A 12917-nucleotide genomic window follows, 5' to 3' on the forward strand; every position below is an offset into this window, starting at 1 on the left:
TTCCTTTCCCGCCGGCTCGCCGCGCTGGCGTGTCGATTAGCGCAGCACGCCCTTGCCCACCAGATTACGGGCGTAGAGCAACTGGATGATCGCCATTACCACGATGAAGGCGGGGAAAGCGAACACCGACGGTCCCTTCACCGCCAGCAGATCGGTGCCCAGGAACGTATAGCCAAATTGCACGATGACCGCGATGACGGACATCAGGAACAGGCTGGCGGCGGCGGCCTTCTTCATCAGCAGCGCGATCGCCCCCAGCGTCCCTGCGCCAACAGCGATGGCATAGGCGATCCACACCCATGGCGGCATGGCCGCAAAGGCCTGCGCCGTCGTTGGATCGGTCTTGGCCAATTCGGTCAGATCAGCTGTATATTGCATGACGAAGGCGGCCAGCCCCATCAGGTTCCACAGCAGCAGGATGATGGCGATGATGGTGAAATATCGTGGTGTATTCATGATCCAATCCCCTCCCATTATGACGTGTCCCGTTGCAGGGCCGCCGTTGACCGATCATATACTTGTTGCAGGCCGCGCGGAAGCGGCGAGACGAACAAGGGACATGAGCCATGCTGGGACGATCCGTACCGAATGTAACCCTCAAGACGCGCGTGCGGGACGAGAGCGTAGAGGGGCCGAACCCCTTTCGCTGGCAGGATGTGCAGACGGGCGATCTGTTCGCGGGCAAGCGGGTGGTGGTGTTTTCGCTGCCCGGCGCCTTCACCCCGACCTGCTCGACCGAACAATGCCCGGCGTACGAGCGCACTTATGATGATTTCAAGGCACTGGGCGTGGACGATGTCTATTGCATATCGGTCAACGATGCCTTCGTCATGTTCCAGTGGGGCAAGCAATTGGGGTTGCAGAAGGTCAAGCTGCTGCCCGACGGGTCGGGCGATTTTACCCGCCGCATGGGGATGCTGATCAAGAAAAATCACCTGGGTTTTGGCGACCGTAGCTGGCGCTATGCGATGGTCGTGGACGACGGCAAGATTGTCGGCTGGTTCGAGGAACCGGGGATTAACGACATTGGCGACGATGAGGACCCCTATGGCGAATCGATGCCCGAACCGGTGCTGGACTGGCTGAAGGCGCATCCCGCCGGGTGAGCGCCCCGATCATCGTCAGCGCCTTGATGGGTGCGGCGGACTTTGCCTGGGCGGACGGACTGCGCCGCGCGCATTTCCCGCCCGACCGCAACATGCTGTCGGCACACATCACCCTGTTCCACCATCTGCCGCCCTCTGCGCTGGGGGAGGTAGGGGACCGGATCAAGGCGCTGTGTCGGGGCCGCGCGCCGGTCGCTCGGCTGAGCGACGTCATGCTGCTGGGGCAGGGGGTCGCCTACCGGATCGACAGCCCAGACCTTATGGCGATGCGTGACGAACTGGCCGACGCCTTCACCGGCCTGTTGACGCCGCAGGATCAGGCCCGACCGCGCCTGCACGTCACGGTCCAGAACAAGGTGAAGCCCGCGGAGGCCAAGGCGCTGGCGCAAATGTTGCGCGCTGATTTTCAGCCCCGCCCGTTCGCCATCGCCGGGCTGGCCGCCTGGCATTATCGCGGTGGCCCGTGGGAACTGGCGATGAAGGCCAGTTTTCGGGGGTAGGGCCATTCCTCCCCTGCAAGGGGAGGTGGCAGCACGAAGTGCTGACGGAGGGGTGTCGCCCTAACGATAGCGAGATACCCCTCCACCACTCGCTTCGCGAGCGGTCCCCCTCCCCGATGGGGGAGGAATTTATGTTACGCCAGCCCGACTTCCTTCAAAGGCACACTCGCATCCGCCAGTTGCGCCTGATCCAGCGCCGCGCCCGCCAGCACATGCGCGCGGCCCTGGACATAGTCCTTGACCATATTGACGCAATCGAGCGCGATGACCTTGCCGCCCTTGAGATAGACGACCGAAAAGCTGCGCATCGCGGGATCGCCGCGCAGGATCGCCTGATCATAGCCGGTCGAAAGGCCCACGGTCTGGAGTTTCAGATCATATTGGTTCGACCAGAACCATGGCACAGCGTCATAGGCCTCTTCCTTGCCCATGATGTGCGCCACGGCGGTCTTGGCCTGGTCATTGGCGTTCTGCACCGATTCCACCCGCATCTGCGCGCCACCGGCAAAGCGGTTGGCGTGCGCGGCGCAATCGCCCACGGCATAGATGTCCGGCAGGCTGGTGCGGCAATATTCGTCCACGTCCACGCCATTGCCGCCGGCTGCGCCTGCCGCGATCAGCGGGCCGGTTTCGGGGATGATGCCGATGCCGACGATCACCATGTCGGTGGCGATCCGCTCACCGTCCTGCATCAGCACGGCGGTTGCCTTGCCATCGGTGACCTCGATGCAGTCCATCCGCGCGCCGGTGCGCAGGTCCACGCCATGGGCGCGATGTTCGGCCTCGTAGAAGCGCGACAATTCTTCGCCAGCGACTCGCGCCAGCACCCGGTCGAGTGCTTCGAGCAGCACGACCTTCTTGCCGAATTTGGACAGGACAGCCGCAGCTTCGAGGCCAATATAGCCGCCGCCGATGATCGTCACATGGTTGATGCTGTCGATCTTCGCCATCATGGCGTCGACATCATCGCGGCGGCGCACGGCATGGACATTGGCGGCGTCCGCGCCATTGCAGGTCAGCATCCGGGGATTGCCGCCAGTGCACCAGATCAGCTTGCCATAGCCGATTTCCTCGTCACCCGCGGTCACGAATTTGCCGACCGCATCGACGCTCTTGACCCGGCGACCGAGTAGCATGTCGACATTGCGCTCACCCCAGAAGGTGGCGGGGCGGATCAGGATGCGGTCGAAGCTCTTGTCGCCCGCAAAATATTCCTTGGACAGCGGCGGACGCTCATAGGGCGGGTCTTTTTCGTCGCCGATCATCGCGACCGAACCGTCAAAGCCCGACTGGCGCAGGGAAATCGCGGCCTGCGCCCCCGCATGGCCCGCGCCCACGATCAACACGTCATAATAGCTCATTGGCCCGCTATCCTCTTTATCCCCGTTGCGCCGCTGATTGGCGCGCTTTGCCGGTGGTGGCAAGGGGGGATATGCGGCGATCCCGGCCAAAAAGGGCGCGGCTTCCTGCCGCCGCGCCCCTTATGTCGCCTTAATCAGGCCGCGCGGCCGACCGTCGGGTTGCGATAACGTTCGTGCAGGAAATGCACCACCGCATGACGCGCGGCAGCATATTCGGCCATGTCGAGCGCCTTCAAGCGATCGCGCGGACGGGCCATGGCCACCGCATGATCCTCGCCAATGCGTGCCGCCGGGCCGTTGGTCATCATGACGACGCGATCGGCCAGCAGCACGGCTTCATCGACATCATGGGTGATCATCAGCACGGTGTTGTTCAGGCTTGCCTGCAACTCCATGACGACATCCTGCAACGCTGCCCGTGTCAGGGCGTCGAGCGCGCCAAAGGGTTCGTCCATCAGCAGGATGCGCGGCTTCATCGCGATGGCGCGGGCGATGCCGACGCGCTGCTTCATGCCGCCCGACAATTCGCCCGGCCGCTTGCGCGCGGCATGGGCCATCTGCACCAGTTCCAGATTGTGCAGCACCCAGTCGCGCCGCTCCGCCTTGCTCTTGTCCCCGGCGGTCTTGTCGACGGCGAGTCGGACATTCTCCTCCACCGTCAGCCAGGGGAGCAGCGAATGGTCCTGAAACACCACGGCGCGGTCAGGGCCGGGGCCGCTGATGACGTCACCGTCCAGGAACAACACGCCCCGGCTGGGCTTCACCAGCCCCGCCACGACATTGAGCAGGGTGGACTTGCCGCAACCCGAATGGCCGATCAGCGCCACGAACTCGCCGCGCTCGACCGACAGGTCGATCGACTGGAGCGCGCAGAACGGACCCTGTTTGGTCGGAAATTCGACCGTGACATCCTCGATCGCCAGATAGCTTCTCTGTTTCATGGAACCGGTCCTTTCAGTTCGATCGGGCGACGACGCGGCCAATGGCGGCGACGATGCGGTCCAGGGTGAAGCCGACCATGCCGATCCATAGCAAAGCGACGATGGTGTCGGTCAAAAGCGAGCTGTTATAGCTGTCCCAGATGAAGAAGCCGACGCCGGTGCCGCCCTGCACCATTTCGGCGGCAACGATCGCCAGCCAGCTCATGCCGATGCCGATACGCAGTCCCGTGAACATCGGCGGCACGGTGGCAGGCAGCATGATGCGCAGGAAATATTCGATCGGGTTCAACCCCAGCACCTTGGCGACGTTGCGATAGGCCAGCGGGATTTGCTGGATGCCCGACGCGGTGTTCAGGATGATCGGCCAGATGGCGGTGATGAAGATCAGGAACAGCGCCGATGGTCCGGCCTTCTGGAAAATCGCCAGGCTGATCGGCAGCCAGGCCAGCGGCGGCACGGTGCGCAGCACCTGAAACAGCGGATCGAGCGCGCGATAGGCGAACGGACTTTGTCCGATCAGCACGCCCAGCGCGATGCCAGCGACCGCCGCCATGCCATAGCCGATCATGACCCGCGACAGGCTGGTCAATATGTGGCCGGCAATGCCGACATCGCCCTGTTCTTCGATATGCAGGCCCGATGCGTCGAATGTGATGCCCTTGAACGGATGGATGATCACCTCATGGCTTTCTTCCCAAACCTTGACCGGGCTGGGGAAGCTGGCGTCGGGACCGCTGCAACTGAGCTGCCAGACGAACAACAGGCCGACGATCATCAGCATGGTCGGCAAGACGGACGCGGCGACATTGCTGCCGCGATCCAGCCATTTCTGCGCCAGCCCGGCAACCGGGGCGGCGGGTGCAGCCACCGGCGCGACAAGCGCCTCGACCGGTGCCGGAGCCACTATAGCGGCGGCCTGTGGGTCGTCCCGTATCAACGGAACGACCTTGAGTGAGGAAAGAGAGGGCATGGGGACACTCCGGTTCAGATCTTCTTGATCTTCAGGCTGGCCAGATAGGCTTTGGGATTGGCGGGATCGAACGTCTTGCCATCGAAGAATTTTTCGACGCCCCGGCTGTCGCTGGCCGGACCCTTGCCGCCCAGCACCGCCGCCGCCTTGCGCCAGATGTCGGCCCGGTTGACCTTGGCGATGATCGCGCTGGTGTTGAGGTTGGCGGGCAACTGGCCCCAGCGCTGGTTTTCCGTCAGGAACCACAGGTCGTGGCTCTTGTAGGGGAAGGATGCATAGCCGCTAAAGAATTTCATCTTGAATGGCGCGTTGGGATATTTGCGTCCGTCGCCCATGGTGAAATTGCCCTGCAAACGGTCGGCAATGTCGCTGACCGGGCATTTCAGATAATCGCGGCCCGACACCATCATCGCCAGGCGAGAGATATTGGCCGGATTGTCGGCCCAGCGCTGCGCTTCCAGCACGGCGGCGGTGATGGCGATCGCCGCGCGCGGATTTGCGGCTACCCAGTCGGCCCGCATGGTAAAGCTTTTTTCGGGATGGTTCATCCACAGCTGGCCGGTCGAAACCGCCGTATAGCCCAGCTGCTGCGCGACCAGCTGGTCGTTCCACGGTTCGCCCACGCAAAAGGCGTCCATCGTGTCGGCCTTCATATTCGCGACCATCTGCGGCGGCGGGACGGTGATCAGGCTGACATCGACGTCGGGGTTGATCCCGCCCGCCGCCAGCCAGTAGCGCAGCCACAGGTCATGGGTGCCGCCGGGGAAGGTCATGGCCATGGTGACCTTCTTGCCTGCATCTTTGCGTTGCTGGATCACGCCCTTCATCGCTGCGGCATTCAGTCCGGCCTTGGCCGACAGATAGTCTTTCGACACCGAAATGCCCTGACCATTGACGTCCAGCCGCGCCAGGATGTTCATCGGCGTCTGCTTGGCGGCGACGCCCAGCGACAGGAAATAGGCCATCGGCGTCAACAGATGTGCGCCGTCAATGCCGCCGCTGCCCGAACCCAGTACCAGATTGTCGCGGGTCGCGCCCCAGCTGGCCTGCTTGGCGACGACCACGTCGGGCATCCCATGCTTGGCGAAGAGGCCGAGTTCCTTGGCCACGATCAGCGGCGCGGCATCGGTCAGCGCGATGAAGCCGAGCTTGGCCCCCTTCACTTCCGGTCCGGCACCGGCGGCAAACGCGCCAGACGGAAATGCCTGATGCGCGGCGGTCAGCAGCGCGGCGGTGCCTGCGCTGCGAATCACCTGCCGCCGGTTCGGTGTGCTGCTCTTGTCGGTCTTGTTATCCATGGCGAAGCCCCCTTCGGAAAAGTCGATGATGGTGAAAGCAGTTCGGCGGAGCAGGCGGGTTGATCGCAACGCCCGACGCCAAAACGAAAAAAAAGCCGCAGGCCAGACCTTCGCATGTGCGAAAAGCTGGACAGCGGCTTTGCTGTTTCATGAGGGGCGTCCCGTTCCCCCGTCGGAAGGAACACCCATAAGGCACGTCATCGCGCCGACACAGACTATCCGTCGATTCGCGTTTCGACGCAAGCGGATATTTGGTGCGCTGCAAAATCGAACGGGGCGGCGGCGCACCGGTGCATCGCGGGCGGATATTTCAGCGCGTCAAGCGCCGCGCTGACTTAACGTGCCGCGGCCAGGATCACCCGCTGCGCCAGTTCCGACCCTTCGGGCAGGGCTGCGACCAGCACCACCGTGCCGTCAGCCTCGCGCCGTGCGACGACGATTGCCAGCCCGTCCGCATCGGTGGCCAGTGCCTGCGGGTCGATCGCAGCGGCGGCCTTCATCGCGCTGCGCGCGCTTTCGCGCTTGTCCGGGCGCGGTGGGGCTTCGGCCCGGCGCAACGCCCGCTCGTCGCGCACCAGCGCCTTGAGGCCGCCTGTATAGTTGGACAGATGGTCCGCCAACATGCCCACGCCCAGGCCCAATGCCCAGCCATGGTCGAGCGCGGTCGCATATTCGGTGATCCGGGTCTTGTCATAAGCCGCGCCGAAAACCAGCTTGATGATCGCGGTCATCGGGCTGCGGGCCTGCACCTTGATGCCACAATCGGCCAGCAGTTCGGCATAGTCGTCTGGCCGGGCCTGCGCCACCAGCGCGAAATCATAAGCCAGGCCAATCGCGCGATAGAGCGCGGCATGACTGCGCGCCTCGCTGGTGCGGACCTGATCGGCGCCATCGCGCGCCAGCGCCAGCCAGTCGGCCAGCGGTGCGTCCTCGGTCGGGCTTTCCATGCCGGACAGGTCCAGCGGCTCCTCATCGAACGATGCGGCTGGCGTAGGCACGGCAAAGGGCAGGGGCGCCGAATCGACCGTCTCGCCGCCCGCCGGACCATCGGCCCATACCGGCGCGTCGCTGCGCCCCGGCATGGCGTTGGCGAGCGCCGCACTGACTTCCATTTCCAGCGCCTGCCGCTCGTCGCGGCTGGCCAGTTCCTTCCAGTTGATCACGCCGAACACGAAATCGATCGTCTCGTCATCGGACGAAAAGGGCATCAATATGCCGCGATATAATATCTCTGCATCGCGCTGGTTGACGAATTCCGCCTCAAACCCGATCGGCGCGGCATTGGCGACGATCTGGAGATAATGGTCGGTCAGCCGCGACAGCAGCGACCGAGCGGGCACATCGTTGATATAGCTGATGTTGCCTTCAATCTCGCACTCCTGCCGCAAGGCGGTGCCCAGATAGACGATGGCCGGATTGTCGAGGCCGGTGGAAAAATCCAGCAACACGCTGTGCGGTCCGAAATCCTCCAGCTGGTCGGGCGACAGATCCTCGATCGATGGCAGCGCGCGGTCACCCAGCAGCGACGCCCAATAATTATAGGCGCGCACCTGCATCCGTCGCTCGTCCGACACCACCGTCAACGGTGCGTCGATTGCCGCATCCTCGACATAATCGAAGTCGTCCTGGTCGTTGGCGACGTCATGCCCCCGCAGAGTGTCCATCCGGTCGGTCCCTATTTCAGGCAAAATTCTACCTCTTTGGGACTCGACAGTGGCACCGGATGGTAAATTTGCCGTAAAGATGCTGGCGATCAACGCCCCGCCCGCCGCGCTCCCCACAAAAAGACCGGCCCGACAATGCAATTGCCCGCTTGTCCTTAGGCCCAACCACTGTTATCTGCCCGCCGCAACGCCGCTTTAGCTCAGTTGGTAGAGCATCGCATTCGTAATGCGGGGGTCACAGGTTCGAGTCCTGTAAGCGGCACCAGCCCTTCCATAGGCAACTTTCAGAAATCAAAGGGAAAGTGCCTTCCGGCTTAGGGCCGATGGGTTGCCTTGTTTATGGGCCTTTGGGCTTGATTCCGGTGCGTCCCAGTGGGTGGCACGTGGGGCGGGAATGGGTGTAAACAGCGCTATCGACCAGCAGATTCAACGAACGCCGTTATCCCTCCGCTGGCAAGCGCGCCAAGAATGAGGAGCGCGGCGGCGTAAAGAATAGGATGACGTTCTATCCATGGTTTGTGGCGGGGAGCCGTCCACCCTTCACGATACGCAGAAATTTGGTCTGTCATATCCCGGTGAACGGTTGCAATTAGGGATTCAGCGTCTCGTGGCCCGGTTCGGCTTGCAAGCAGCAACGTTTTTTCTAATTCAGGGTGATGGGAGGCGAAATAGCGATCGGCCGCTTCCTCCACGTCATCGACCATACTCCGCCACTTCCGGCCGCGATGTTCGACGCGTACGCCGATCTGGTTGAGGGCATTGCCAGTCGTAGCCAGTGTAAGTTCGTGGAATATAGCCACTGCCCGCCGAATAGTGGCACCGCTTTGCAAGACGCCTTCTGCTGAGTGTCTTGCACGCAAGGCATTTAGGGCAACCCCCATCTCCTCTTCCGCGCGAGCATACAGTTGGTCTGCTCGTTGGCTAATCGTCTGCATAACCTCACCCATTTTCAGATAATGCCGACCACCCGTTCAGTGAGTATCAAATTCGTCAAGCGGCAGGTCCAGTTCCATCGCTGTGTAAAGCTCCAACAAATATTGATCTATCGGTGATTTTACAGCTAGATAGCGCATCGTCATTTGCCGTAATCGGTTGGACTGCGTGTCGAATGCTGCCCTGAATTCTGGATCTGCAAATAGGGCTGCCCTTGAACCTTCGGGGCGATACGTTGCCTTTAAAGCCATCACACGCCGGGTTTGCTTGAACGCAAACGACGCTGAATAATGGCTCGCAGTCAGGTGACCACGGATACGGGCTTGAAGATTTCTCGTTCGTCCAACGTGTTCAGGGCTGTCGTCGTAATAAAAGACGTAGATCGCACCCAGATTCTTCCAAGCTGACAACGGCGCGATAGGGATTGCTTCGCTTGAAACTAAGCTACTGAAAAGTTGAGGCATACGGCCAGCGTGTTCGGCAAAATCTTCGTTCAACAGACTACTTCCGTTCAGTTTCACACTACAGAAAAGCGCGGGAATCCAGCCATCTTATATGAATAGGCCACAGCAAAGGCTTGTTGCGCGCCTGTTCTAACTCCGCTGCCTTTCGGTAGCGTTTCACTGCCTTCAACCGCCTCCGGATTTTCCTGGGGCTTTTTTGTGTCCAAAGGAAATAGCCATGATTGAACTACAAGCTTCATCCCCCTCGATGTTTACCATCCTATCGTTCACCGACGCTTCGCTGCAAGCCCTCGTGGCACAACGGCTGGTGAGGTGCGACGATGACAGTACGATCGACAGCGACCTGATCGACCTTTGCCGCCGCTACGCCGGACACGAACGGGCAGTCAGCCTTCGAGGTTTGCCAAAAGAAGTTCGTGCGGCTGGACACCTAAAGCATCTGCCAACCGTGCCACCGCCCGAACGGATGGATTGCGAGTGCCACGCTCCAAATCGCTGACGTAGCTACGCTCCATGCCCGCATCGAGGCCAAGCTGCTCCTGCGTCATGCCCTTCAGCTTCCGATAGTGGCGCACATTCGCACCTAGAAGCTCGACAACATCCATGCAGCGAGATGGCCGGAAGGCCACGCCTACGTCTGTATACCAATCGTGTCATTTTCGCTGGCCTTGGCAGCATGTTCCGATAAATCAGGTCGGGACGTGGGTGCCTCAACGCGCCGTCGCTTTGGCGGTCATCCCATGAAAGGGGAAATACCAATGAACAAAGCCATACCCTTACTGTGTCTAGCGGTCTTGTCCGCCTGCACCACGCCTGCCGATGTCTCCAAGCCGCTGACGGCTGGCGGAGATAAGAATGCCAAGTTCGAGATTAAGGACACAGCCAACGGCTTCACGGTCGATCTTCGCTATTCGCGCTATCAGTTCGTGCCGGAAGCGGACGCCTTGCTGGTGGCCTGCCGATCGATCGCGACAACACGCGCCTATGAGGAAGCCAAGAGCCGGGGCAGGGAAATCCAGCCCATCAACGAACAGACCCTGCGTGTCTCGGTCGGCCGGAACATCATCAACGCGAGAACAGCCTGCCGCGCCTTCGTCGAAGCGGTCTGGAAATGAATAGGAGAGAACCCATGCACAAATCATCCATCTTCGCGGCGCTGTTGCTGGTGTCCGCTTGCGGCCAAGCGCCGACATCTCAAACGACTGGCGGCGAGGCGACTGCTCAACCGGAAGTTAAACCCATTGCTTTGGGGGAAACCGGCAAAGCGGCTGGCGTCGAAATCACGATCGACACCGTAAAGACCATGGGTCAGATCGGCCCTGCTGGTATCGGTCCCAAGGCTGAACCGACCGAAACTTTCGTGGTCATCAAATATCGGCTCAAGAACACGGCGGACAAGGCGCTGGGGATCGCGGAAAGGCCAACCCTGTCCTTGGCTGACGGAAACGGGCAGAGCTATACCGTTGATGACATGGTTGGAGCCATGGCGATGGATTCAGCAGATGCGGCAAGCTTCACCGTCGATCTAAATCCGGGCGTAGCAACCAAAGTCGTATCGGTCTGGAAAATCGCGAAAGCCGGTTTCGATAAGGCAACGTGGAAGGTGACGGCCAACACCGATCCCGCGATGACCTTCGCCCTCCAGTGACCGGGACGCAAGTTCCGATCCCCGGCCTGTTGCTGGCCTGCGCTGTCACGTTCGGCGTGGGCTACTGGGTGGCACCGCGCGAGATGCTGGACGAGGAAGTCCATTATGACGGCATCTTCCGCACCGACACCAGCAAAGTTCTGTCCACCACGGTCGAAAGCCTGCGGCAGGAAAACAAACTGCTGGTGTTCACCTACAAGGGCGGGGCGCGAGTCTGGGCCGAACGAACGCGGTGGATCATCCTCCACGGTCGTCAGGAACTCTATGTCCCAGCCGTGGTCAGCTACCATGTCGATCTGTCCAGGCTGACGATGGCGAATGTCAGTTTCGACGAACAGGCAAAGCTGGTGCGGGTGAAGCTGCCGCCGCTGGAGGTGGGCGAGATTGCCTTCCAGCCGGAGAACGCCACCACGCTCAACGGCGGCCTTCTCACCTTCGACCAAGCTGAAATCGATGAACTCAACCGCCTCAATTACACGACGGCGCGCAAGACCATGGTGAAGCAGGCCCAGCAAGCCAGCCTCATCGACATGGCCAAGCGCCGGGCGCGAGACAACATCACCAGCTTCTTCGAAATACCGCTCCGCATCGCGGGGCAACCGGACGTCAAGGTCATCGCGACCTTCTAATTCCGATCTACCATCAACCTTTGAAGCCCCGTTGGTCCAGCGCCAGCGGGGTTTCTTTTTGCGCGTAAAAGGAACAAACCATGAATATTATTCGCACTTGGGCGGAACTGGCCGCCTGGCTGGATCACGCGATCGATCCCGACATTGCCTCCCTGTTGCAACTCCGGCGCGCCGAATTGATCGAGTGCGGCGAACTGACGGGCATCGGCACTTTCGCCATCGTGGAGCAGGGCGACATGCTTGGCGACATCGAAACCGCGCTTGGCGTTCCAGTCGTTATAGACGGTGCACCGACCTTTGAATGGGTGATGCGACACGGCAAAACCTATGAAGCGCCCATCATCGTCTCGGACGGGTTCGGCCATGTCCTGATCGTGCCGAACGTGGAAGGCATTGACCCAAGGCTGCTGGCGCTCTGTCGCGCCCACGTCTGACTCTTTCATCATCAATCGCACGAGGCGCTTTTCAGCGCCTTTTTTGTGCCCGTCAAAGGACGACCGAAATGCTCTCACTACCCGATCGTGTCGCCATGGTTCACGCCTTGATCCTGCCGCTGCGCCCCGACATCAAAACTTTGCTGCAACGGCGCATTGCACAAATCTTTGAAGCTGGGCTGGCCAATCACACTCATCTGGTGGTGCTGACCGCCGACGACACTGAAGCTGCGCTGGTGGAAGAAATCGGCTTCTCCCCTTTGGAAGCGGATGGCCATCGCTTTGGCTCACCATCCTTTGTCCCGCGAGTGGATGTGCTGCACGACCATGGCGGCTTCTTTGAGTGGACCGTTTGCATCGGCAACAGTGGCTTCGCCTTCGTGCTGCTGATCGAGGATCGGGAAAGCCCAAACGGATTGGCGAAGCTTTGCCGATCGATCCTGCGGGCCACATCCGCAAACAGTTACGAAGGGCGACGCCAATAGCACGCACTGGCGTTGCCGTTAACTTTCATCGGCATCGCACTGGTCGAACCCGGCCGGGGGGGGTGGGGGGAGGGGGGCGACTTTCGCAACTTCCTCCGCCCAACGACAATTCATCAAGAATATTTATCGGCTCATCGGAACCTTACCCCAGGCCATCTATTATTGCCTTGCTCTGTGGCGGAGACGACCGGCAACGCTGCATAATCGGAGCAGGATGTAGATACCGTCTCTTCATCTCTACGCGGCTGGTTGTTAGATCAGTTTAATTGCTGACTTGAGATTGCTGCGTAGCTTGCCGATTGTCATCGGCCACGGACTTCTGTGAAAAAGAGATCGGACGCTTTCTGTTAAGAGGCGCCAGGATTTTTGGCTTCGCGTGACCTTATCGGTAACGCATTCTCAACTGATCGCGAACTCGCCTGACATCGGAAACACGGAATAGACAAGCGACGCCTTCGCTTAAGCTAACCTGCCATGATTTCTC

At 60.8% G+C, this 12917-nt stretch carries 17 protein-coding genes and 1 tRNA gene; 8 read left to right on the forward strand and 10 right to left on the reverse strand.

All coding sequences use genetic code 11. The features are described from left to right. Positions 1–36: 36 nt before the first annotated feature. Positions 37–456, reverse strand: a complete 420-nt coding sequence (locus ACODSR_RS00435; RefSeq protein ID WP_489072676.1) for a sugar transporter — start codon at positions 454–456, stop codon at positions 37–39. A gap of 110 nt (positions 457–566) precedes the next feature. Here ACODSR_RS00435 and ACODSR_RS00440 point away from each other — a divergent pair, with 110 nt between their 5' ends. Both ACODSR_RS00440 and ACODSR_RS00445 read left to right on the forward strand, forming a co-directional pair. Further along, positions 567–1106, forward strand: coding sequence for a peroxiredoxin (locus ACODSR_RS00440; RefSeq protein WP_489072678.1), 540 nt, complete (start codon positions 567–569; stop codon positions 1104–1106). After that, positions 1103–1606 carry a 2'-5' RNA ligase family protein gene (locus ACODSR_RS00445; RefSeq protein ID WP_489072680.1) on the forward strand — a complete coding sequence of 168 codons (504 nt, stop codon included), beginning with the start codon at positions 1103–1105 and terminating at the stop codon, positions 1604–1606. The genes ACODSR_RS00440 and ACODSR_RS00445 overlap by 4 nt, the downstream gene beginning before the upstream one ends. A 134-nt stretch (positions 1607–1740) precedes the next feature. Here ACODSR_RS00445 and ACODSR_RS00450 read toward each other — a convergent pair whose 3' ends face one another. From ACODSR_RS00450 to ACODSR_RS00470, 5 genes are all read right to left on the reverse strand, one after another. Further along, complete coding sequence (locus ACODSR_RS00450; protein WP_489072682.1) at positions 1741–2967, reverse strand: NAD(P)/FAD-dependent oxidoreductase; 1227 nt, start codon at positions 2965–2967, stop codon at positions 1741–1743. A gap of 134 nt (positions 2968–3101) precedes the next feature. Beyond that, positions 3102–3908 (reverse strand): ABC transporter ATP-binding protein, encoded by an 807-nt coding sequence (locus ACODSR_RS00455; protein WP_294131059.1) that lies wholly within the window; start codon positions 3906–3908, stop codon positions 3102–3104. Positions 3909–3921: 13 nt separating this feature from the next. Next, on the reverse strand, positions 3922–4878 hold the full coding sequence (gene ntrB, locus ACODSR_RS00460) for a nitrate ABC transporter permease (RefSeq protein WP_489072684.1): 957 nt from the start codon (positions 4876–4878) through the stop codon (positions 3922–3924). A 14-nt stretch (positions 4879–4892) separates the two neighbouring features. Further along, positions 4893–6176: a CmpA/NrtA family ABC transporter substrate-binding protein gene (locus tag ACODSR_RS00465; RefSeq protein ID WP_489072686.1), complete on the reverse strand. Its 1284-nt coding sequence runs from the start codon at positions 6174–6176 to the stop codon at positions 4893–4895. Between the two features lie 335 nt (positions 6177–6511). Further along, the gene (locus ACODSR_RS00470; protein WP_489072688.1) at positions 6512–7840 is read right to left on the reverse strand and encodes a PAS domain-containing protein; all 1329 of its coding nucleotides are present in this window, start codon (positions 7838–7840) and stop codon (positions 6512–6514) included. A gap of 189 nt (positions 7841–8029) precedes the next feature. Here ACODSR_RS00470 and ACODSR_RS00475 point away from each other — a divergent pair. Continuing rightward, positions 8030–8105 (forward strand) — tRNA-Thr (locus ACODSR_RS00475). 145 nt (positions 8106–8250) lie between these two features. Here ACODSR_RS00475 and ACODSR_RS00480 read toward each other — a convergent pair. The 4 genes from ACODSR_RS00480 to ACODSR_RS00495 form a co-directional block, all read right to left on the reverse strand. Beyond that, positions 8251–8775: a hypothetical protein gene (locus ACODSR_RS00480; RefSeq protein WP_489072690.1), complete on the reverse strand. Its 525-nt coding sequence runs from the start codon at positions 8773–8775 to the stop codon at positions 8251–8253. Positions 8776–8811: 36 nt separating this feature from the next. Beyond that, positions 8812–9270 carry a GIY-YIG nuclease family protein gene (locus tag ACODSR_RS00485; RefSeq protein ID WP_489072692.1) on the reverse strand — a complete coding sequence of 153 codons (459 nt, stop codon included), beginning with the start codon at positions 9268–9270 and terminating at the stop codon, positions 8812–8814. Positions 9271–9290: 20 nt separating this feature from the next. Continuing rightward, entirely contained in the window at positions 9291–9476 is a 186-nt protein-coding gene (locus tag ACODSR_RS00490) for a hypothetical protein (RefSeq protein ID WP_489072694.1), read from the reverse strand. A 147-nt stretch (positions 9477–9623) separates the two neighbouring features. Further along, positions 9624–9842, reverse strand: a complete 219-nt coding sequence (locus ACODSR_RS00495; protein WP_489072696.1) for a helix-turn-helix domain-containing protein — start codon at positions 9840–9842, stop codon at positions 9624–9626. A 153-nt stretch (positions 9843–9995) separates the two neighbouring features. Between ACODSR_RS00495 and ACODSR_RS00500 the strand changes: the two genes are divergently transcribed. From ACODSR_RS00500 to ACODSR_RS00520, 5 genes are all read left to right on the forward strand, one after another. Then, positions 9996–10352, forward strand: a complete 357-nt coding sequence (locus ACODSR_RS00500) for a hypothetical protein (protein ID WP_489072698.1) — start codon at positions 9996–9998, stop codon at positions 10350–10352. A gap of 14 nt (positions 10353–10366) precedes the next feature. After that, positions 10367–10885 (forward strand): DUF4352 domain-containing protein, encoded by a 519-nt coding sequence (locus tag ACODSR_RS00505; protein WP_489072700.1) that lies wholly within the window; start codon positions 10367–10369, stop codon positions 10883–10885. Continuing rightward, the gene (locus tag ACODSR_RS00510) at positions 10882–11514 is read left to right on the forward strand and encodes a DUF4230 domain-containing protein (protein WP_489072702.1); all 633 of its coding nucleotides are present in this window, start codon (positions 10882–10884) and stop codon (positions 11512–11514) included. Before ACODSR_RS00505 ends, ACODSR_RS00510 begins: the two co-directional genes overlap by 4 nt. An 80-nt stretch (positions 11515–11594) precedes the next feature. Then, the gene (locus ACODSR_RS00515; RefSeq protein WP_489072704.1) at positions 11595–11948 is read left to right on the forward strand and encodes a hypothetical protein; all 354 of its coding nucleotides are present in this window, start codon (positions 11595–11597) and stop codon (positions 11946–11948) included. Positions 11949–12055: 107 nt separating this feature from the next. Further along, on the forward strand, positions 12056–12433 hold the full coding sequence (locus ACODSR_RS00520) for a hypothetical protein (RefSeq protein WP_489072706.1): 378 nt from the start codon (positions 12056–12058) through the stop codon (positions 12431–12433). Positions 12434–12917: the final 484 nt, after the last annotated feature.

Source organism: Sphingobium sp. FG125, from assembly GCF_057809795.1.

What these genes read in the sequence shown, in the direction of transcription:
- ACODSR_RS00440 (WP_489072678.1), top strand. Translation starts at nt 567, where the DNA reads ATGCTGGGACGATCCGTACCGAATGTAACCCTCAAGACGCGCGTGCGG.
- ACODSR_RS00435 (WP_489072676.1), bottom strand. Translation starts at nt 456, where the DNA reads ATGAATACACCACGATATTTCACCATCATCGCCATCATCCTGCTGCTG.
- ACODSR_RS00490 (WP_489072694.1), bottom strand. Translation starts at nt 9,476, where the DNA reads ATGAAGCTTGTAGTTCAATCATGGCTATTTCCTTTGGACACAAAAAAG.
- ACODSR_RS00505 (WP_489072700.1), top strand. Translation starts at nt 10,367, where the DNA reads ATGCACAAATCATCCATCTTCGCGGCGCTGTTGCTGGTGTCCGCTTGC.
- ACODSR_RS00465 (WP_489072686.1), bottom strand. Translation starts at nt 6,176, where the DNA reads ATGGATAACAAGACCGACAAGAGCAGCACACCGAACCGGCGGCAGGTG.
- ACODSR_RS00515 (WP_489072704.1), top strand. Translation starts at nt 11,595, where the DNA reads ATGAATATTATTCGCACTTGGGCGGAACTGGCCGCCTGGCTGGATCAC.
- ACODSR_RS00455 (WP_294131059.1), bottom strand. Translation starts at nt 3,908, where the DNA reads ATGAAACAGAGAAGCTATCTGGCGATCGAGGATGTCACGGTCGAATTT.
- ACODSR_RS00450 (WP_489072682.1), bottom strand. Translation starts at nt 2,967, where the DNA reads ATGAGCTATTATGACGTGTTGATCGTGGGCGCGGGCCATGCGGGGGCG.
- ACODSR_RS00500 (WP_489072698.1), top strand. Translation starts at nt 9,996, where the DNA reads ATGAACAAAGCCATACCCTTACTGTGTCTAGCGGTCTTGTCCGCCTGC.
- ACODSR_RS00470 (WP_489072688.1), bottom strand. Translation starts at nt 7,840, where the DNA reads ATGGACACTCTGCGGGGGCATGACGTCGCCAACGACCAGGACGACTTC.
- ACODSR_RS00495 (WP_489072696.1), bottom strand. Translation starts at nt 9,842, where the DNA reads ATGGATGTTGTCGAGCTTCTAGGTGCGAATGTGCGCCACTATCGGAAG.
- ntrB (WP_489072684.1), bottom strand. Translation starts at nt 4,878, where the DNA reads ATGCCCTCTCTTTCCTCACTCAAGGTCGTTCCGTTGATACGGGACGAC.
- ACODSR_RS00480 (WP_489072690.1), bottom strand. Translation starts at nt 8,775, where the DNA reads ATGCAGACGATTAGCCAACGAGCAGACCAACTGTATGCTCGCGCGGAA.